Source organism: Sulfuricurvum sp. (assembly GCF_028712165.1).
Classification (GTDB): Bacteria; Campylobacterota; Campylobacteria; order Campylobacterales; family Sulfurimonadaceae; genus Sulfuricurvum.
This window is the reverse complement of record NZ_JAQTQR010000001.1, coordinates 59,129-78,373: the sequence shown is the minus strand read 5'-3', so window position 1 is coordinate 78,373 and position 19,245 is coordinate 59,129. Positions and strand designations below refer to the sequence as shown.

20 protein-coding genes are annotated in these 19,245 nt (G+C 41.1%); 12 read left to right on the top strand and 8 right to left on the bottom strand.

Annotation, left to right across the window (positions count from 1 at the left end; genetic code table 11):
- The 7 genes from PHP90_RS00345 to PHP90_RS00315 form a co-directional block, all read left to right on the top strand.
- Nucleotides 1–522, top strand: a 522-nt coding sequence (locus PHP90_RS00345) for an acyl-CoA acyltransferase (protein ID WP_299923497.1), incomplete at its 5' end; no start/stop codon positions are given.
- Nucleotides 523–618: 96 nt separating this feature from the next.
- Nucleotides 619–1,908: a Na+/H+ antiporter NhaC family protein gene (locus PHP90_RS00340; protein WP_299923494.1), complete on the top strand. Its 1,290-nt coding sequence runs from the start codon at nt 619–621 to the stop codon at nt 1,906–1,908.
- The gene (locus PHP90_RS00335) at nt 1,908–2,573 is read left to right on the top strand and encodes a response regulator transcription factor (RefSeq protein WP_299923491.1); all 666 of its coding nucleotides are present in this window, start codon (nt 1,908–1,910) and stop codon (nt 2,571–2,573) included. Before PHP90_RS00340 ends, PHP90_RS00335 begins: the two co-directional genes overlap by 1 nt.
- Complete coding sequence (locus PHP90_RS00330; RefSeq protein WP_299923488.1) at nt 2,536–3,723, top strand: HAMP domain-containing sensor histidine kinase; 1,188 nt, start codon at nt 2,536–2,538, stop codon at nt 3,721–3,723. The genes PHP90_RS00335 and PHP90_RS00330 overlap by 38 nt, the downstream gene beginning before the upstream one ends.
- 76 nt (nt 3,724–3,799) lie before the next feature.
- The gene (locus PHP90_RS00325; RefSeq protein WP_299923485.1) at nt 3,800–6,580 is read left to right on the top strand and encodes a response regulator; all 2,781 of its coding nucleotides are present in this window, start codon (nt 3,800–3,802) and stop codon (nt 6,578–6,580) included.
- Nucleotides 6,522–6,953, top strand: coding sequence for an Hpt domain-containing protein (locus PHP90_RS00320; RefSeq protein WP_299923482.1), 432 nt, complete (start codon nt 6,522–6,524; stop codon nt 6,951–6,953). The genes PHP90_RS00325 and PHP90_RS00320 overlap by 59 nt, the downstream gene beginning before the upstream one ends.
- Nucleotides 6,950–7,975, top strand: a complete 1,026-nt coding sequence (locus PHP90_RS00315) for a two-component system response regulator (RefSeq protein ID WP_299923479.1) — start codon at nt 6,950–6,952, stop codon at nt 7,973–7,975. The genes PHP90_RS00320 and PHP90_RS00315 overlap by 4 nt, the downstream gene beginning before the upstream one ends.
- Before the next feature lie 2 nt (nt 7,976–7,977).
- On the opposite strand, the gene PHP90_RS00310 is transcribed toward PHP90_RS00315, so the two are convergent.
- Nucleotides 7,978–8,802: a serine hydrolase gene (locus PHP90_RS00310; protein WP_299923476.1), complete on the bottom strand. Its 825-nt coding sequence runs from the start codon at nt 8,800–8,802 to the stop codon at nt 7,978–7,980.
- A gap of 336 nt (nt 8,803–9,138) precedes the next feature.
- Between PHP90_RS00310 and PHP90_RS00305 the strand changes: the two genes are divergently transcribed.
- From PHP90_RS00305 to PHP90_RS00295, 3 genes are read left to right on the top strand one after another with little or no spacing between them, the layout of a single operon-like run.
- Nucleotides 9,139–9,963 (top strand): glycosyltransferase family 2 protein, encoded by an 825-nt coding sequence (locus tag PHP90_RS00305; RefSeq protein ID WP_299923473.1) that lies wholly within the window; start codon nt 9,139–9,141, stop codon nt 9,961–9,963.
- A gap of 2 nt (nt 9,964–9,965) precedes the next feature.
- Nucleotides 9,966–11,045 (top strand): radical SAM protein, encoded by a 1,080-nt coding sequence (locus PHP90_RS00300; protein ID WP_299923470.1) that lies wholly within the window; start codon nt 9,966–9,968, stop codon nt 11,043–11,045.
- Between the two features lie 8 nt (nt 11,046–11,053).
- Nucleotides 11,054–12,184, top strand: a complete 1,131-nt coding sequence (locus tag PHP90_RS00295) for a glycosyltransferase (RefSeq protein ID WP_299923467.1) — start codon at nt 11,054–11,056, stop codon at nt 12,182–12,184.
- An 83-nt stretch (nt 12,185–12,267) separates the two neighbouring features.
- Here PHP90_RS00295 and PHP90_RS00290 read toward each other — a convergent pair whose 3' ends face one another.
- From PHP90_RS00290 to PHP90_RS00260, 7 genes are all read right to left on the bottom strand, one after another.
- Nucleotides 12,268–12,561 carry a c-type cytochrome gene (locus PHP90_RS00290; protein WP_299923464.1) on the bottom strand — a complete coding sequence of 98 codons (294 nt, stop codon included), beginning with the start codon at nt 12,559–12,561 and terminating at the stop codon, nt 12,268–12,270.
- Between the two features lie 28 nt (nt 12,562–12,589).
- The gene (locus tag PHP90_RS00285) at nt 12,590–12,919 is read right to left on the bottom strand and encodes a hypothetical protein (RefSeq protein ID WP_299923460.1); all 330 of its coding nucleotides are present in this window, start codon (nt 12,917–12,919) and stop codon (nt 12,590–12,592) included.
- A 90-nt stretch (nt 12,920–13,009) separates the two neighbouring features.
- Complete coding sequence (locus PHP90_RS00280; protein ID WP_299923457.1) at nt 13,010–13,231, bottom strand: hypothetical protein; 222 nt, start codon at nt 13,229–13,231, stop codon at nt 13,010–13,012.
- A complete protein-coding gene (locus PHP90_RS00275) occupies nt 13,228–13,500 on the bottom strand; it encodes a hypothetical protein (protein ID WP_299923455.1) in 273 nt (90 codons plus the stop codon). The genes PHP90_RS00280 and PHP90_RS00275 overlap by 4 nt, the downstream gene beginning before the upstream one ends.
- Before the next feature lie 69 nt (nt 13,501–13,569).
- Nucleotides 13,570–15,504, bottom strand: coding sequence for a CHASE2 domain-containing protein (locus tag PHP90_RS00270; RefSeq protein ID WP_299923452.1), 1,935 nt, complete (start codon nt 15,502–15,504; stop codon nt 13,570–13,572).
- A gap of 6 nt (nt 15,505–15,510) precedes the next feature.
- Nucleotides 15,511–16,107, bottom strand: coding sequence for an OmpA family protein (locus PHP90_RS00265; protein ID WP_299923449.1), 597 nt, complete (start codon nt 16,105–16,107; stop codon nt 15,511–15,513).
- Nucleotides 16,108–16,112: 5 nt separating this feature from the next.
- Nucleotides 16,113–16,544 carry a FecR domain-containing protein gene (locus PHP90_RS00260; protein ID WP_299923446.1) on the bottom strand — a complete coding sequence of 144 codons (432 nt, stop codon included), beginning with the start codon at nt 16,542–16,544 and terminating at the stop codon, nt 16,113–16,115.
- A gap of 196 nt (nt 16,545–16,740) precedes the next feature.
- On the opposite strand from PHP90_RS00260, the gene PHP90_RS00255 reads away from it, so the two are divergent.
- Together PHP90_RS00255 and uvrB are read left to right on the top strand one after the other, a co-directional pair.
- A complete protein-coding gene (locus PHP90_RS00255; protein ID WP_299923443.1) occupies nt 16,741–17,202 on the top strand; it encodes a DUF2721 domain-containing protein in 462 nt (153 codons plus the stop codon).
- Between the two features lie 68 nt (nt 17,203–17,270).
- Nucleotides 17,271–19,244 (top strand): excinuclease ABC subunit UvrB, encoded by a 1,974-nt coding sequence (uvrB, locus tag PHP90_RS00250; RefSeq protein WP_299923440.1) that lies wholly within the window; start codon nt 17,271–17,273, stop codon nt 19,242–19,244.
- Nucleotide 19,245 lies beyond the last annotated feature (1 nt).

Genomic DNA, 19,245 nt, shown 5'->3' with positions numbered 1-19,245 from the left:
TTGGTCTTTAATACCTCCGATAATGACATACTCCTCGGACATCTAAAGCGTTTAGCCTTAACAACCACCAAGAGTTATTGCCATTTCTCAAACTTTTTTATTGCGCTTAGCGGTACAGTTGCCGTAGGTACGATTTGCGGATATGAGCCTCGCATCGCAACCCATGAGATCTTTTCAAAAGCACTCGAAGAGATCGGATTTGACGAAACCTATCACGAGCGTATTGCCGCATATCTGCTGTGTGAAGGTGAGGTCGACAATAAAACATTTGTACTCGATTTCATGTTGGTAAAGCCGGAGTTCAAAACCATCGATGTATTCAAAGAGCTCATCACCAAAAGTATGCTCACTGCCCGCTTAAAAGGGTACCGTAAAGTTCAAACTTCCGTCGAAATCGGCATGGTAGAAACAGAGATGATTTTCAAAAAGCTCGGTTTTGAAGTCATCGATGAAAAACGGAGTGAATACTACAAAGAACAGTTTGACCGTCCCGGTATTATGCGTCTTCAGATGATATTGTAAGGATACCCCATAGAATACGGAATCTTAGGGTTACTCCCGCCGCTTATTGCTATCCTCCTTGCCTTCTTTAGCCGTTCTGTTTTTATCGCTTTAGTAATGGCCGTTTTTGTAGGCGAGTTTATCATTGCCGGCTTTCATCCTATAGATGCACTGGTTTTAATGGCTGAGCGTTTTGGCGGATTGCTCAGTGAAGGATGGGTACTCAAAACCCTCGCGTTTGCAATCATGGTCGGCTCGGTCATGGCACTCATCGAGCGAAGCGGTGGAGTGGACGGACTGGTTCATGAACTGAGTGTCAAACGTTCCTGGGTGAAAAGCAAACGGGGGGCTCTCATGCCCAGCTTCATTGCCGGAATCATCGTTTTTATCGAATCCTCCATCACCTCACTTGTTGCCGGAGCGATCGGGCGCCCATTTTGCGACCGATACGGTATCAGCCGTGCCAAACTGGCATTCGTCTGTGACTCAACCTCTGCCCCGGTATGTTCACTGATTCCGCTGAATGGATGGGGGGCACTTTTACTGGGACTCATCGGAGGACAAATCACAGCCGGATTGATCGCCGGTGAAAGTGCCACATGGCTTGTTCAATCCATTGCATTTAATTTTTACGCCTTTGTCGCCCTCATCGTTACTTTTATCGCTATATGGTTTGAGATCGATATCGGGCCGATGCGCAACGCAACTATTACTCCACCGCCTACAATAGAATGTGAGGATGAGAGAGGTCACTTTGGACTCTTTTTATGGCCGATGATTTGGATGATTAGCGGAGTTATCGGCTTCATGCTTCTCACAGGAGAAGGCAATATTCTTAAAGGTTCCGGTTCAACCTCGATTTTTTATACTCTTATTATCACGCTGATCCTGATGTGGGGATATTATCAATTTAAAAATGCCCTTACCACACACGAATTTTTTTCATCTGCTCTAGTCGGTGCAAAGTCAATGGCTCCGATTGCTTCTATTTTACTCTTTGCATTCGCAATCGGAGGGGTAAGTTCGGATATGGAAGTAGGGAAATATCTTGCCTCCTTTATCGGTAGCTATTTGCCTTCGGCATATTTGGCAGGAGCTATTTTTGTTTTGGGAGCCATCATTGCCTTCGCAACGGGAACCAGCTGGGGAACTTTTAGTATTATGCTCCCTATCGCAGTCCCTTTGGCCGTTGGACTTGATGCCCCCGTCGCACTGTGCATGGGCGCTGTGATTTCAGGCGGGGTGTTTGGCGATCATTGCTCCCCCATCTCCGATACCACGATTATCTCATCCATGGCTTCGGGATGCGAAGTGGGTGAACATGTCCGAACTCAGCTCCCGTATGCATTGATCTCCGCAAGCATTGCCTTTGCCCTATTCATTTTCTTTGGGATTGCACTAACATGATGAAAGCCAAACTACTACTGCTCGAAGACGACCCGAATCTCTCTGAGAGTGTCAGCGAATATCTCGAAGATCAAGGCTTTAATGTAGTCTGTGTCTACGATGCTGCTTCTGCCGAAGATGCTTTATATGAGCAAAAGTATGATCTCCTCTTACTCGATGTAAATGTCCCGGGAGGTGATGGTTTTTCTCTTCTCAAAAACTCGCGCAAAGAGGGCAATGCCACACCGGCTATTTTTATCACATCACGCAATGCTATGAGTGATGTCGAAGAGGGCTTTGAAAGTGGCGGAGATGACTATATCCGTAAACCTTTTGCCCTAAAAGAGCTGCTTCTTCGGATTCAAACAATCCTAAAACGTAATTTTTACCATAACCCTACCGATGCCCTCACCCTCGGCGAAGGGATCACCTATGACATCGACAACCAAGTCCTTACGATTGGCGGGCAGGTACAAAATCTTCAGCTTAAAGAGCACAAATTGCTCAAACTCTTTATCCAGCATAGAAATGAGCTTCTTGCACATGAAGTCATCATGGAACACTTATGGGACTATGATGAAACCCCAAGTGACGGAAGCCTGCGCACCTATATCAAAACACTCCGCAAACTCCTAGGAAAGGATTCCATTGTCAGCCACAAGCGCCTCGGGTATCAATTTCGCTAAATACCGTACCCTCAAAAGCTTCCTGATCCTCTATGGGATAATGTCTGTTTTGATCCTTGCGCTGATCGGGGTTCTCTATTTTCAATACGCCAAAGCCGTAATGCTCTCATCACAGCGTCTTGCCATGCAGCTCGAATCGGAAAGTTACGTTCCCAAACTCAAAGCGTGGCTTGAACACGATCGTGACCTCAAAACCTTTCCGAAAGATTTAGCCTACACAACTGCACTCTACGGTTACGATCAAAAATCCATCGTATCACGTCTGCATAATAGTGTTCCAATCGATTTCAAAGAGAATATCTACCTTTCAAACAAACACATTTATTTGATCGTCCCTCTCTCACCCTATGGAATGGGAGAGTATTATCTGATTTTTGAAACCCAAGACGATGGGCTGTGGCGTCAGCAAACGCTTGAAATCACCCTTACCTTCGGAGCACTCTTATTTTTAATGCTTGTCGGAATGGGCTTTTTTCTCTCGCGATTGATTCTCCGTCCGATGAATGAGGCAATCGCCCTGCTCGATGATTTTATCAAAGATACGACTCATGAACTCAATACCCCCGTCAGCGCTATCCTCACAAACATCGAATCGCTGGAGGTCAATGATCTCCCACCCTCAGCACAAAAAAAGATCAAACGGATCGAAATCGCCTCACGCACCATCTCAACCCTGTATGATGATCTCACCTATCTTATCCTCAATCACGATCTCTCCGTTCAAGATGTACAACTCGATTTGAGCCACCTTTTACACGAGCGACTAGAGTATTTCCGCCACCGCATCGAGCAAAAAAAGATCTCTTTAAATTTAGCTGTCGATGCCAGAGTAACCTTGACTATCGATGATACAAAAGCCACCCGTATTATCGATAATCTCCTCTCCAATGCAATCAAATACAATCATATGGGAGGGAGTATTTCTATCACTCTTCGTGATGGAGTTCTATGTGTACAAGACAACGGTATCGGCATCCCCGATGCGATGATAGAGCGGGTTTTTGAACGCTATACCCGCGCCGATAAAAGTGTCGGAGGGTTTGGAATCGGATTAAATATCGTTGCGATGATAGCAAAAGAATATAATCTGAATATCACAATAGAATCGGAAGAAAAAAAGGGGACAAAGATATGTGTCAATTGGCTCTAAGTTCTCTCTGCATATTAAATTGAATTTGGTATAATCTAACATAAGTACTTTTCTTCTGTTTTAAAAGGTAATCGGTATGCAGTTCAGACCTCTCTCCTTTATCCGCCATATCCGAGAATACCCCCTTTTCCGCTATACTTTTTTTGCTTATCTCATCATCGTTGTACTCGTAACCGCAGGAATCTATGAACGGGAACGGACTCTGAAGCTTGCCCAAATCGATACCCGTCTTCTCAATGCTATCTACACCGTTGACAGTGTATTCGGACGAGGTGAGATCGACAAATACACCTATCTTAATCCCCCGACGGCAGAAGAGTTTCAAGATATGCTTCATCGTGCCAACTCTCTGTCAAAAGAACTCGGCACAACCTATATTTATATTGTCGTACGAGAAAAAGAAAAATTTTACTTTATAATTTCCAATGAAAATATACATGATCGTGAAAAAGGCCTTGGAGTAACATTTTGGCAGCATTACGAAAATCCTCCATCCGAACTGATCAGAGCATATCTTACCAACCGTCTCTTTTTTAGCCCTGTTTACAGCGACAAATGGGGGACATTTCACTCTGTCTTTGTACCAATGGTTTCACCGAAAGGAAAAGTCTATGTTGTAGGAGCCGATATCGCTGTCGAAGAGATACATAGCCTTTTGCTCAACGTCCTGTTTAAAACACTTATTATCGCAGTCCTTTTTCTACTCCTTTTACTTCCTGCTGTCATTTTGCTTCAACGCTACAATAAAACCAAAGAGCGTGAAGCAATCAACCATATCAGTTTCCTTGCACAGCAAAAACTCCAAAAACAGCTTAACCATCAAATTGCTTTTGAACAGGCAATGATCGACACTATCCCCTACCCGATCTTCTATAAAGGAAAAGATTGCCGCTTTTTAGGTGTTAATAAAGCATATGAAGAGACATTCGGAATATCTCGAGATGATCTCATCGGCAAACAAGTTTTGGATTTAGAATATCTTCCTATGGAAGATCGGATTGAGTATCAAGCCGAAGATGAAAGAATCATTCGAACCATAGGAACCTCTCACAAAGAGATGCTCATCCCCTTTGGTGACGGTAAAAATCATCAAACCCTTTATTGGGTCCGAGGCTTTTCGGATCCCGAAGGTGCACCGGCCGGATTGATCGGTGCGATCGTCGACATATCAGAACTCATAGAAGCAAAAGAAGCCGCCCATGCCGCTATGAAGGTAAAAAGTGAATTTTTAGCCAATATGAGTCATGAGATCCGAACACCTATGAATGCAATCATCGGTATGACTGAGCTGGCATTAAAAGGGAACCTACCTGAAAAAGAGCGGCGGTTTATCACCAAAGCTTCCGAAGCTTCCCATCTTTTGCTCGATATTATCAACGATATCCTCGATTTCTCAAAAATTGAAGCCGGAAAACTGCACATTGAATCGATCCCATTCAATCTGGAAGAACTCGTCGTCTCCGTTACCGATATGATAGGAATACGGGCACAGCAAAAAGGGGTTGAGCTTTTAGTCGATTTAGACAATGATTTTGAAAAGAGCTACAGGGGCGACCCATTACGTATCAAACAAATTCTCCTCAATCTCGTCTCCAATGCGGTTAAATTCACTTCGCAGGGAGAAGTGGTCATCAAAATACGATCTCAGCTAGTCGAAACAGGTGCGCCTATACTTCGATTCGAGGTCAAAGATACGGGAATCGGCATTTCACAAGAGCAGCAAAACTTGCTCTTTAGGGCATTTACCCAAGCCGATATGTCCACTACCCGAAAATTTGGCGGTACCGGACTCGGACTGGCTATCGCCAAACAACTGGTTACAATGATGGGAGGAGTCATCGGTTTCGAAAGTTACCCAAATGTCGGGAGTACTTTCTGGTTTGAAATTCAACTCGAAAATGAACTCCTCGAAAACATCGATTCGACTCCGCCATCCATTCAGCAGTTAAAAGTTCTAGTTGTTGATGATAACGAAACCGCACGGGAAATTTTTCATGAAATGCTCTCACGTTTCGGAATCGAGAATGCCATCTGCCAAAACGCTGATGAGGCATTAAAATTATTGGATCAAGGATTTCGTGCCGACATCGCAATACTCGATTGGAAAATGGAGGGGATCGACGGAGTAGAACTCTATCATCGTATTAACGAACGTTATGCACGTCAGATTACTTCCATCATTATGGTAACTGCTTATGAGAGAGAAGAGCTTTTAGAGCAATTCGGAACCGACCATCCCGAAACAATACTCATAAAACCGATCACCCCTTCCCATCTGTTCGATACCCTCATCGAAATTTACGGACATGCCCATCTATCGACTCCTCAGCCTTATACTCCGCACTTAGAAGGATTTTCCGGCTCATTCAATGGAGTATCGGCATTGCTCGTAGAAGACAATGAAAGCAATCAAGAGGTCGCGTATGAAATTTTGACTCAGGAAAACATCATTGTTTCCATCGTCTCCAACGGCCAAGAAGCACTTGATTGGCTCAATAATCATCCTGCCCCTGATGTTATATTGATGGATTGCCAAATGCCTATAATGGACGGGTACGAAGCAACCCGACGTATCCGAAGCGATTCTTCACTCCCTCATATACCGATTATTGCAATGACCGCCAATGTTTTGGAAGGAGATGAAGAGAGCTGCCGTCAAGCCGGTATGGACGGGTATATCACCAAGCCTGTCGATTCAACTAAATTGTTTCAGGAAATTGCCCATTATTGCCATAGAACACCCATAGAAGATATAAAGATCGATCCGAAAAAGGTCTATCCTATCAGTGGTATTGAAAGTGAACCAGCCATTAAACGGCTCGGCAGATTCGCAAAAACGGCTTTGTCATACCCTTAAAAGCGTTGCTGCAATGCTCGGCATGACCTATTTGACACAACTTTCTCGTGAGGCGGAACTATCGGTTCACCCCATCAGTCGAGAAAATCCCCTAATCGAAAACATCGACAATGAGATAGAACGTCTCGGTTTGCTCATAAATGCAATGCCTGAGGAAGCATCCGTTGCAGATTCTGTTTTGATTTCCTCCGCCATATTGGATAAACTACTCTTAAAACTACGAAATGCTGACGCAACGGCATACGATGATGCCACCATTTTACAAAATGCATCGGACAAAGAATTGGTACACGTCTATGAGCTTATTCAACGTTTTGAATTTGACGAGGCGGCCCGTCTAATAGAACACCTACTCCACAAGGAAAACACATGATCCCTTATACTCCGGAAACTGTCCTAATTGTCGATGATTCTCCCGAAAATTTAATGGTCTTAAGCGAAATTCTTAAACCATTTTACAAAGTAAAAGTAGCCACAGGCGGAGCCAAAGCACTGAATCTTATCGCTTCAGGGGATATTCCGGATCTGATTTTGTTAGATATCATGATGCCGGACATCAGTGGTTACGATGTTTGCAAAAAACTCAAAAATGACCCAATGACTCGCAACATTCCAATCATCTTTGTCACGGCACTGAGTGATTATACCAATGAAGAGGAAGGGCTTCATCTCGGAGCGGTAGACTACATCACCAAACCGGTCAACTCTTCCATCGTACTAGCGCGTGTCAATACCCAGATTACCCTGCTGAGAAATCAGCATAATCTCGAACAAAAACTCCAAGAACGGACTGAAGAGATCGTCTTGACACGTATGGAAGTGATACGTCAGCTCGGACGTGCGGCAGAGTTTAAAGACAACGAAACCGGAACCCATATTTTACGAATGAGTGCGTATGCTAAACTAATCGCGCAAAAAATAGGGCTCGACAACGCCCGCACCGAACTCATCTATCTCTCCGCGCCTATGCATGACATCGGCAAAATAGGTACCCCGGATGCCGTTTTGCAAAAACCGGGACCGCTAACACCCGAAGAGTGGGAAGTAATACGCAAACACCCGAAGCAAGGGGCCGATATTATCGGAAATCACCATTCTCTGCTGCTTCAAACTGCACGGGTTGTTTCACTGACCCATCATGAACGATTTGACGGAACCGGATATCCGAATGGGATCAAAGGATATGATATTCCACTAGCGGGTCGGATTGTCGCCATAGCCGATGTGTTTGATGCCCTTACATCAAAACGGCCTTATAAAGATGCATGGAGTATCGAGCGAGCGGTAGAGTATCTACTGGCTCAGAAAGGGAAACACTTTGACGGTGAGCTTGTCGATACTTTCTTGCAACATATGGACGAAATTCAAGCCATTATGATGCAGTTTAAAGATTAGTGTTATAACGATGCCAAAACATTCTGCGCTGGGACAAATACCTGTTCGAATATCTCTTTTGCCGTTTTCCAGCGGTTCTCTTTGGAATTGAGCATAATAATCAAACAATCACTATCCTCTTTTTTGGCACGGGCAATTAAGCACGGCCCTGCTTTAGAGGTATATCCTGTTTTGACTCCGACGGCGTATTCATATTGGTTGAGAAGCTGATTGTGGGTATGGGCAACAAATTTTCGGCCGCTATTTTGTGAGTAATACGTATGCTGGTTTAATCGGGTAATATCATTAAAAACAGGATTTTTGATGGCATATTCCGCCAAAGTAAGAAGATCTTGCGGTGTAGAGTGGTGATTGCCGATGTCAAATCCGCACGGGTTGGTAAACACGGTATTCGTCATCCCTATACTTGCCGCTTTGGCATTCATCATCTCTTTAAAATATTCTACCGAGCCCCCGACCGCTATCGCGATGGCCATCGCCGCGTCGTTATCCGATTTGATCAAAGCCGCTTTGATAAGATCGTCCAATGCGAAGACTTCTCCCTCTTTGTATCCTGCTTTGGTAGGTTCTACTTGAAGCATCTCTTTCGTAATCACGACAGAACGGTTTAAATCTCCCTGCTCTATCGCCAGTATGGCCGTCATGATTTTGGTCAGACTCGCCGGTTGAACTTCACGCTGCGCCTCTTTTGAATAAAGTATCTCATTGCTCGAAAGATTTTTGACCAACAGTGCTTCAACATTTAATTTATCCAGTTTTTCAGCATCGATTTTGGCATGAAGAGAGGTTATAAAGAGAAGAAAAAAGAAAATTAATGATTTGAACATCCCGTCCCTTTGTTTTGGTGGGCTATTATGGCTAAAAACTGTAAATAGAAGCGAATGATTCATGAGCAATTCGTATCATTTGATAAGGGTGTGAACAACTGAAACCAATATTCGATAGTTCTAGCTTTGTTAAAATTAAATCACTTAGTCTAAAGATAAAATGTATATTACAAGAGAATCTATAAAAATCAATGGAAGCAATCTTTGTGTAGAATTGAAACATTATGTATATTTATTCAGTTTTATAAAAACAGTATATATTATTTTTTATTTTTACTATATAATACTATAAGTGCTTATTAAATATATTAAAATAAATAATGGTAAAAAAAATCCATGTTAAAACAAGAGTCTAATGTTTCAATATTTATTATTACCTATAATGAAGAACACGATATAAAAACTTGTTTGGAATCAATAGAATGGTCTAATGACATAGTTATATTGGATTCATTTAGTACTGATGACACATTAACAATTGCACAAGCTTTCAATAACATACGAATATATCAAAGAGAATTTGACAACTACGCTGAACAAAGAAACTATGGACTAAAAAATATCGATTTTTTAAATCCATGGATATTTATTATCGATGCAGATGAAACATGTCCAAAGGAATTACAAAAAGAAATATTAGAGATCAGTTCTTTACCATATGATAAAACAATTGCGTACAGTGTAAGAAGAAATATACATTTTTGCGGAAAAGCTCTTACTCACAATAGTTTGTACAACGTAAGGGTGGAAAGGCTTGTAAAACCTGCATATGTATCATTTTACGGAGATATTCATGAAAAGTTATTATTGAATGGAAAAAGTGGAGAACTTAAATATCCGCTCAACCATTTTCCATTTTCAAAAGGTCTAGATCATTGGATTCAAAGAAGAAATGCTTATTCCACCCTTAGTGCAAAATTTGAACAAATAAATACTTATCCGATTGTAGTAGAAAATGCTTTTTCAATCAATCCTATCAAGAGACGTTTATTTTTAAATGCACTGTATAGAAGGCTGCCATTTCGATGGCTCATTTTTTTTCTTTACAATTTCTTCATTAAGTTATGTTTTTTAGATGGAGTGAAAGGGATTCGTATGGTGCTTTTAGAAACCTATTATGAATTTTTGATTGTTTGTAAACTGAACTGTAAAAAAGGCTAAACATGACAAAATTAATTCATCATATTCCTCCACTTTTTTTTAAAAATAGATTAACGGAATTAACCTATTTTACGACGAATAAGTGCAATATGTTTTGCAAACATTGCTTTGTTGCTGAAGAACTCAATACCAAAACTAATAATTTTTTATCTGTTACTGAAATTCTTAAAATGGGGGAATATATCCCACATATGCAACGTGTTCACCTCGGAGGCGGGGAACCCTTTATGCGACAAGATATCGCTGAACTTGCCGTAGGTATTTCGAATAGTTGGAAGACAGGTGTTGTTTGCATCCCAACTAATGGTTGGTTCGGTGAAAACATCCTTGAGACGATTGACGCATTCGGAGATAACGGATACGGTAATTTAAGACTTCATTTTTCGATAAATTCTCCAAGTCCGGAAGATATGGACAGCTTTTCCCAACTCAGAGGTTCTTTTGAAAAATGGCGGAAAAATTTGGAAATGGCTAAAGAAGCTTCGAGTGAGTATCAGAATATCACACTTGTTGCGCTCTCTTCTTTTAATGAATATAATCAGGATATTTTTCTAGAACTAATCGATTTTCTTATGGATGATATCGGTGTCGATGATTTTAGTTTTCATTTGGTCCGATCCCATGGAGAATATCATCCGGTTCTTGACATTGAAAAATTTAATGAAGTTATCGAATATTTTTTTACAAAAAAAAGCAAAGACAATGCCTTATTAAAAGCATTTCGATCCAAAATTCGTCAAAAAACAGCTGATTATTATGTGGATCCAATTTATACGACGCCATGTGCGGCTGCAACATCCCGTGTTGTTATGTCCCCGTCCGGTGATATCTACCCGTGTGAAAAAATCGGTTATCCCAACCTCCATGAAAAAGATAAGTGGTTCATGGGTTCTATTAGAAATTTTGATTACAACCTTACCAAACTTTTACAAAGTGAATTAGCTATTGATGTAAAAAATAGAATTCTATCCGGAAAATGTCATTGCGATCATGGAATTGACTCATCTCTAAGTCAACTAACTAGCACAAAATTTAAGTTTGACGTTGTATCTAAAGCTATTCATAATTTAGTATTTCATTAATCTTAATTATGCAAACGATTAATTTCTTAACTGCTCATTTTTTACCAGAAAATAGTGTAGGAACAAATCGTGTTTTATCTTTTGCCAACGAACTTTCAAAATTCTATCAAATTAATATTATTTGTTTAAGTGAAAAAGGAGTTATCCATAAAAAAGAAAAAGTAGATTATACGAAAACCATAACTATCTATTATATTAATCAACAAAATTATAATGGCAAAAGTTTTCTAAAAAGAGCATATTATGAAATCATATATAGTCTAAAACTTATTGAAGTTGCTAATACCTTAATCTGCGACAAAACGATTGTAACAATCCCATTTATGTTTTTAATACCTCTCGTTGGGTATAAAATATTAGGCTATAAAATATTAGACATCAGAGATCTCCAATGGGAAGATTTGAGTGAAAAAAATATTTTGAATAAGCTCATTAAAATTGTATTGACTATGATAATGGTACATGGTATTAAAAAATTTAATTATATCACCGTAACAAATCCATATGAATCTCATATTCTTTCTGAACAATACGGAATAGATAATGTGCAGATTCTTTCCAATGGGATTGATAAAAACCGCTTTGAAGCTTTGTCTAGGAAAAATATTCAGCCTAATCCACATTTTACAGTGATGTATGCCGGTACATTAGGAATCGTACAGGAGCTAAGAGTTTTGTTGGATGCAGCTAGATATCTAAAGGATGTCAAATTCATTCTAATAGGAGATGGAAGTGAAGCAAAAAACCTTCAAAAATACGCAAAAATACACCAACTCTCTAATGTGACCTTTCCTGGAAAGGTCACATGGGAAGAATTAATCGAATATTATTCCAATACCTCTGTTTTATATGCTCAATTAAATGAGGATTGTGTTTCAGCAATGCCTTCAAAGCTTTATGAATATACATCTGTGGGATTACCTATTATATACGGTGGTATTGGTCAAGCCAAATCATTCGTAGAATCTTTAGAAAACGCCATTGTCATTAAACCTAATGATACTAATGTTCTGATTCAAGCTATAGAAAAATGTAGAAAAATGAGTAATACTATTTCGGATAAGAATAGAGCATTAATTAAAGAAAATTATATCCGTGAAGGTATAGCAATAAAAATATTAGATGTAATCTGTAGATAAAAAAATCCCCCACGTGTGCAGGGGAGCGACGAGAGACAAAAACATAAAAGTTGGCTGCGACAGCTCGCAGCAGCTAAGAAACCTTATTTCAATCCTGCAACATAATCCGCAAGCGATTTCATGTCGCCATCGGACAACGTGGCGGTTTGCCCTTTCATGATTGCGCCCATCCCTTTGGTATTACGGGTTCCGGCTTTGTACCCTTTGAGTGCATCAAGCACTTTATCCGATTTCCATCCGGCGATCACTTCGGATTTACCCAAAGCCGCTTTTTCACCTTTGGCACCGTGACACGCCGCACATTTTTGAAATAAAGCACCGCCGTCAGCAGCACTCAACATAGCTGTAAGTCCAAGAATCGCAATTAACGTTTTCATTTTTTATCCTTTTTTTACTGTTTTTCTATCAACCACAACTCGGCACGTTTCCGCTGTCCGAACCGTATTGTTTGGCAAAATCGCCTACATCTTGAATCTTGTCTTTCATGTCCGGATTGGTCAAAATCGGTGCTGCCGCAGGGAATTTATCCCCGTACTCTTTGATAAACCCTTTTGCATTATCCGCAAACAGATCTTCCCACTCCGAAACCGTATGCTCCGCAGCAAACTTGACCCCGTTCATTCCGAATTTTGCTTTGAACACTTTCAAATAGACTTTTTGGCCCGATGCGGCGTCCGCTTGTGCCATCGTGGCAGTGAGTGCCGCAGCTGCAAGCAACAGAAGAAACTTTTTCATAATCAACTCCTTGTTTGGGAGATTCTCTTTCGAGATTCCCTTTTGATATGAGCAGTATAAAAAGTTATTGTGAAGGGATTGTGGAGTGTATTAAAGATTTTGCAGACGATCAATCAATCCGGAAACTTCTTTCTCTTGTTCATAAAGAGCAAAGCTTTTGCGGACATAGGCTTGAAGGAGGAGTTTGATGTCATTGTTTCCGTAAAATTCAAAATCCTGTTTCATCTGCTCGCTCAAAAAACGGGCAAAATCTTCCTCTACATCAATGTCATAACGTTTGGCATTAAGGGTGAGGGTTATTTTGGTCTTCATCCAAGCAAGCTTTCAATTTTTGAAACGATTGCTTCGATTTCCGCATCTTTGGCGGCAAGTTCATCGCCGTACATTTTGATCTCTTCATCTTTGGAAGTAAGGGCACCGTGAAGGCGCTGAATCTCAGCCTCTTTACTTTGGTCATTACTGCGGATCAGAGTACTCTCGGTTCGGAGTGTTTCGAGTTCAGCTTGAAGCGCAGTTTGTTTTTCAATCAAATCAGTAATAAGTGTGGTCAATTTTTCCAGTGGGGTAGGATTAAATAACATGATTAACCTTAGGGTATAGAGTCTTGTTATAATTCTAACACAGTTTAGCTCATGATACAGATATAGCTTTTAGGCATCACCAATCTTTTCCGCAATTTTTTTAAATTCTTCCTTGAGTATAATAAAGGTGTCGACCAAAAGAGGGTCAAAATGGGTTCCACGCCCTTCAATAATTATCTCCTCTGCTATTTCAAACGTAAAGGCAGGTTTATAGCATCGTTTGCTAATAAGAGCATCATATACATCTGCCAAGGCCATAATCCTCGCTTCGAGAGGGATTTTTTCTCCTTTAAGACCCATTGGATATCCTAGTCCATTCCATTTTTCATGATGATAATAAGCAATATTATAAGCAATGTGTAGCATCTTGGTATCATGGTAGGCATGTACGGCATTACCGATAATTTCTTTTCCTAACAACGAATGCGTTTTCATTATTTCAAACTCTTCGTCCGTTAATTTAGCGTTCTTTTTCAGTATATTATCCGGAATACCCACTTTCCCGATATCATGCAATGGCGCGGCATGATATAAATTCACGATGTATTCCGATGTCAATACATTTGTATAAATATTTTGGGATTTGAGATACTCTGCCAACAATTTAATATACTCTTTTGTCCTTGTGATATGCGCTCCGGTATCGGTATCACGTGTTTCTGCAACCAATGCCATACTTTCGAGTATAGCTGCATTGGACTTGCTCATCTCTTCATAAAAAATTTTTCGCTCTCGATAATGGATAAAAAACAAGAGCATAGAAAGAACAAATACATACGAAATCAATGGAATCGCAAAATAACCGATGGAGATATAAATGTTTTTTTGAAGCATTATGAAGCTTAAAAGAAACCCTGTCAGGATTGCTGCAAAGAAAATAACAACCATCCCTATGTATTGCTTACGGGACATGAGTATCATGAAGATTAGTGCCAACAATCCGGAGAGAGAGATGTTAATGATTTTAAAAAAATCAGGCTGAGTCATCACACTGTTATTCATCATATTTTCGACAAGAGTTGCATGTGCGAAAACACCCGGACGCATTGAACCATCACTAAGAGTATATTGGTCATACAATCCCATTGCCGTTGCCCCGATAAAAACAAACTTTCCTTGAAAAAGAGAAGAGTCATAGTTTCCATTTAACACATCTAACGCCGAAATGGTGCGATACCACTTTTGAGGATAAAATTCCAACAGCACATTTGTCTTCTTGTCGGTAGTCAATCTGTGTCCGAGAATATCAAAAGTAATATCGTGAATATAGGTATCGTCTTGTTCCCATTTTATATCCGGGTCGATAGAGGCAAGAGCTGCGAGTCCCAGTGTCGGTATCAGCGTATTTTGGTATCGAATCAGTAAAGGCACCCGTCTGAAAGTTCCATCCTGATCAGGAGATGCTTGTATATGCCCTATAGCTTTCGCTTTGTCCTGAATTACAGGCAGACTGCACAACAAACTTGGACTTTCATACAATCCGATGAGCGTTTTGTTTTCTTGCAAAAAAGTTTGTGATGGCAGAAGGCACTCTTTGTTTCCCGCAGCAATCGTATTAAAGAAAACAGGCAATACGATATTGTGGTTTTTCATCGAATCTGCAAGAATGCGATCATTATCTTTCAGTGCATCCGGAATCCCGCCAAAGTCCGTTTTAAGATTGAAAAATTGGTTGTAAAAAGCACTCAGTGTAACAGGAGAAGTTCTGTCTTCTTCAGGAAAAATGAGGTCTAGCGAAACGGCAGCCGGATGCTGTGCCGTAATTTTTTTTATGAGCGATGCAGTAACAACTCTTGGCCATGGCCATTGACCCAATGCCCGAAGACTTTTCTCATCAATTTCGACAATAACGGTAGCCTTCCCTGATGGAGGATTTGATTGAGATGACGTAAGAAAATCATATATTTTGTAATCTGCATACGTGAGTATTGAACTGTTCCACCATCCTATATAGAAAAGGGTACTTAGAAGAAAAGAGACAATAAAAAGAATCTTCGATTGCATCTTCATTTATCTGACGATAACTTCGACTCGTCTATTCTTTGGTTCTGAAACATTATCACCGGTCGGTATGAGCGGATCACTTTCTCCATAGGATTGCACATTGACCTTTTTCATAGTCACATTATTATCTTCCAAAAACAATTTAAGAGTTTGCGCACGTTTTAATGCCAATTCAAAATTACTTTCTGCTGTACCTACTGTATCCGAATGACCTATGATATCAACAATACAGGGCTCTTCCGTTTTAATAAGCTGAACCAAGCTCCCAATCTGCTCTTTAGATTCCGGAACCAATAGGTCAGAGCCTTCTTCGAAGTAAAAGAGCATACTGGTCGGCATGTGCGGGAGCGGAGCAAGCGTATCTTTATACTTCTCATTGATAAGAGTTTCATCCCCTTGTGTCACCGGCTGCGGTTTTGCCGTTGATGTTGATAAGCTGGTAAGCATATACGGCTTGTCCAAAGCGACTTTTCCACCTTCGGTAGTCACATCAATAGCATTATGCTCTTTGTTGTTATCCAGCAAAACCACTGTTGTTTTCGGAGATGAAACTAAAAACGGAAGTGATAGCAAAATCACTGCAGATACTAAAAAAGTGACCATGATGATTATTCCTCCACATCAACAAGAAATTTTGTACCGCGTATTCCTATCGAACCTTGAGGAACCCTAAAAGCTACTTTTTGAGGAGCAAGTTTTCCTATTTTTCCGGATTCAAATGCCGCTGTTCCTTTCTTAAGAGTTACATCAAAGTCATACTCGTTCGACGAAGGTTTAAAGAGATATTTGTTTAATTCCATCATACTTTTCGCCCCTATTGAAAGGACGCTACCATCGTTGAAGGTTAATCCGACAGCGCTATTATCTGAAGTTTGAAGAATATCGCCGGCTTGCAAGTCTGAACCTTTGACAACATTTAAATACGTGCCGTCTCTTTTTACCTGAACTGTACCCTTTACATTCTTTGCAATAGCAATACTTTCACCACCCCATACTAATACTGCCGAACAGAGTATACAAAATCCAATTAAATTTTTCATGATGAATGCACCTCCTTTTTTTACACAATTATCCATTATATCAGTTAATTATCAAGTAATATTTAAAATTCTTATTCAATAGTATAGTATTAGATACAACTGTGTCGAATCATGAAAAACACTTATTCCGCTATAATTCCTTATATCATAACAAACCGATTGAGGGTTTTTATTGCCGATTTTTAAAAGGAATTTTATGCTGCTCTCAGATCTTATCGAAACGTTACAATTGGCAATCGGTCCGGTCATTCTTATTTCCGGAATCGGCTTAATCATTTTGAGTCTCACGAACCGTTTCGGACGCATCGTCGATAGGACTCGTCAACTCTCTATTGAATACCGCAGTTCTTCCGGCACAGATAGTGAGCGTATTTTATCGGAACTTAAAATACTTACTCTTAGAGCAAAAATCATTAGAAACAGCAATTTTATGGCTGTATTGAGCGTTTTGCTCGTTTCATTTATCATCATCGGTCTGTTTGGATCCGCCCTGTACCATTTTAATATGACGTATCTCCTCGTGACCCTGTTTATTTCGAGTATCATCAGCCTGATACTCTCGCTTTTTTTGTTCATATACGATCTTGATCTCTCTCTTAAAGCGCTTTGGATTGAGCTTCCGGAAACTATAGCCCCGAAACACTCTATCGATCAGTAATCCTTAATGACAACAGGTTTTCCGCTATAATTCGGCTATTATAAACTAAACTATTTCAGGGTCACTCATTGCCGGTTTTTAAAGTTCATACCCCATATCAGCCTGCCGGTGATCAGCCCGTTGCTATCGAAGCACTTTCCAGTGGCATTAAAAACGGAGAACGCTATGTTACCCTCGAAGGGGTCACAGGGAGCGGTAAAACCTATACGATGGCAAAAGTGATCGAAAGCGTTCAGCTGCCGACGATCATCATGACCCATAATAAAACCCTTGCGGCACAACTCTACAGCGAATTCCGCTCTTTCTTTCCCGAAAACCACGTCGAATATTTCATCAGCTACTACGATTATTATCAGCCCGAAGCCTACATTCCGAGACAAGATTTATTTATCGAAAAAGACAGCTCTATCAATGATGAATTGGAACGCCTGCGACTCTCGGCTACTGCAAATCTTCTCAGCTATGACGACGTCATTGTCGTCGCTTCCGTATCGGCGAATTACGGGTTGGGTGATCCAGAAGAGTACGAGAAAATGGTTCAGGTTATTGCCATCGGGGATGATATTAACCAGAAAAAGCTCCTCCTTCGTCTCGTCGAGATGGGATATGCCCGAAATGACACCTATTTTGACGGCGGTCATTTTCGCGTCAACGGCGAAGTGGTCGATATCTATCCTCCGTACTGGCAAGATCAAGCGGTACGTATCGAATTTTACGGGGATGAAGTGGAGCGTTTAACCTTTTTTGAACCGTTAAGCAACACTATGACCGAAAAACAAGAGAGTGTCACTATCTACGCAACAAGCCAGTTTGCCGTGGGGCAGGAGAAACTTTCCCGTGCCATCAAACGGATCGAGGATGAACTGGGAGAACGCCTTGCCGAACTCGACAAACAGGGAAAAATCGTCGAAGCACAGCGTCTCAAACAGCGATGTGAATTTGACCTCGAAATGCTGCAAGCAACAGGGATGTGCAAGGGGATCGAAAACTACTCCCGTCATCTCACCGATAAATTGCCGGGAGAAGCTCCGTATACCCTCTTGGATTATTTTCTCCTCCATCACGATAAATTTCTCATCATCGTCGATGAGTCACATGTCAGTCTCCCTCAGTTTCGAGGGATGTTTGCAGGGGATCGGAGCCGTAAAGAGGTACTCGTCGATTACGGGTTCCGTCTCCCGAGCGCATTGGACAACCGTCCGTTGATGATCGATGAGTTTATGAACAAATCATCTCATTATATGTTTGTCTCGGCTACCCCTTCGGCACAAGAGCTGGATATCAGTACTACCATTGCCCATCAGATCATCCGTCCGACCGGATTGCTCGATCCGATCATCACTATCAAGCCCTCTGAAAATCAGGTTGAAGATTTGCATGATGAGATCAAAAAAACGGTTGCCCTCGGCGATCGTGTCCTCGTCACGGTACTCACCAAAAAAATGGCGGAAGCCCTCACCAAATACCTCGCCGATTTGGGGATCAAAGTGCAGTATATGCACTCCGAGATCGATGCCATCGAACGAAACCAGATTATCCGCGGACTCCGTGTCGGAGACTTCGATGTCCTCATCGGGATCAATCTCCTGCGAGAAGGACTTGATCTGCCGGAGGTGAGTCTTGTTGCTATATTAGACGCCGATAAAGAGGGGTTCTTACGCTCTGAAACCGCCCTGATCCAAACTATCGGCCGTGCTGCACGGAATGAACACGGACGGGTCATTTTATACGCACAGAAGATTACCGGATCGATGGAACGTGCTATTGCTACGACAACCAAACGTCGTAAAATACAAGAAGATTACAATACGGTGCATGGAATAACCCCGACGACGACCAAACGCTCTCTCGATGAAAATCTCAAACTCGAAGATGTAGGCGATCTCTACAACCGCTCTAAAAAAGCAAAAACGCTTCCGGCGGCAGAACGGAAAAAGTTAATCGAAGAGTTGAATTTGAAAATGAGAGAAGCGGCTAAAAAGCTGGAATTTGAAGAGGCCGCACGGCTTCGTGATGAAATAGCAAAAATAAGGAAATTATAAT

Coding starts and splice junctions, on each gene's coding strand:
- PHP90_RS00340 (WP_299923494.1), top strand. CDS start 619: ATGGCCGTTTTTGTAGGCGAGTTTATCATTGCCGGCTTTCATCCTATA.
- PHP90_RS00335 (WP_299923491.1), top strand. CDS start 1,908: ATGAAAGCCAAACTACTACTGCTCGAAGACGACCCGAATCTCTCTGAG.
- PHP90_RS00325 (WP_299923485.1), top strand. CDS start 3,800: ATGCAGTTCAGACCTCTCTCCTTTATCCGCCATATCCGAGAATACCCC.
- PHP90_RS00315 (WP_299923479.1), top strand. CDS start 6,950: ATGATCCCTTATACTCCGGAAACTGTCCTAATTGTCGATGATTCTCCC.
- PHP90_RS00310 (WP_299923476.1), bottom strand. CDS start 8,802: ATGTTCAAATCATTAATTTTCTTTTTTCTTCTCTTTATAACCTCTCTT.
- PHP90_RS00305 (WP_299923473.1), top strand. CDS start 9,139: ATGTTAAAACAAGAGTCTAATGTTTCAATATTTATTATTACCTATAAT.
- PHP90_RS00300 (WP_299923470.1), top strand. CDS start 9,966: ATGACAAAATTAATTCATCATATTCCTCCACTTTTTTTTAAAAATAGA.
- PHP90_RS00295 (WP_299923467.1), top strand. CDS start 11,054: ATGCAAACGATTAATTTCTTAACTGCTCATTTTTTACCAGAAAATAGT.
- PHP90_RS00290 (WP_299923464.1), bottom strand. CDS start 12,561: ATGAAAACGTTAATTGCGATTCTTGGACTTACAGCTATGTTGAGTGCT.
- PHP90_RS00285 (WP_299923460.1), bottom strand. CDS start 12,919: ATGAAAAAGTTTCTTCTGTTGCTTGCAGCTGCGGCACTCACTGCCACG.
- PHP90_RS00280 (WP_299923457.1), bottom strand. CDS start 13,231: ATGAAGACCAAAATAACCCTCACCCTTAATGCCAAACGTTATGACATT.
- PHP90_RS00275 (WP_299923455.1), bottom strand. CDS start 13,500: ATGTTATTTAATCCTACCCCACTGGAAAAATTGACCACACTTATTACT.
- PHP90_RS00270 (WP_299923452.1), bottom strand. CDS start 15,504: ATGCAATCGAAGATTCTTTTTATTGTCTCTTTTCTTCTAAGTACCCTT.
- PHP90_RS00265 (WP_299923449.1), bottom strand. CDS start 16,107: ATGGTCACTTTTTTAGTATCTGCAGTGATTTTGCTATCACTTCCGTTT.
- PHP90_RS00260 (WP_299923446.1), bottom strand. CDS start 16,544: ATGAAAAATTTAATTGGATTTTGTATACTCTGTTCGGCAGTATTAGTA.
- PHP90_RS00255 (WP_299923443.1), top strand. CDS start 16,741: ATGCTGCTCTCAGATCTTATCGAAACGTTACAATTGGCAATCGGTCCG.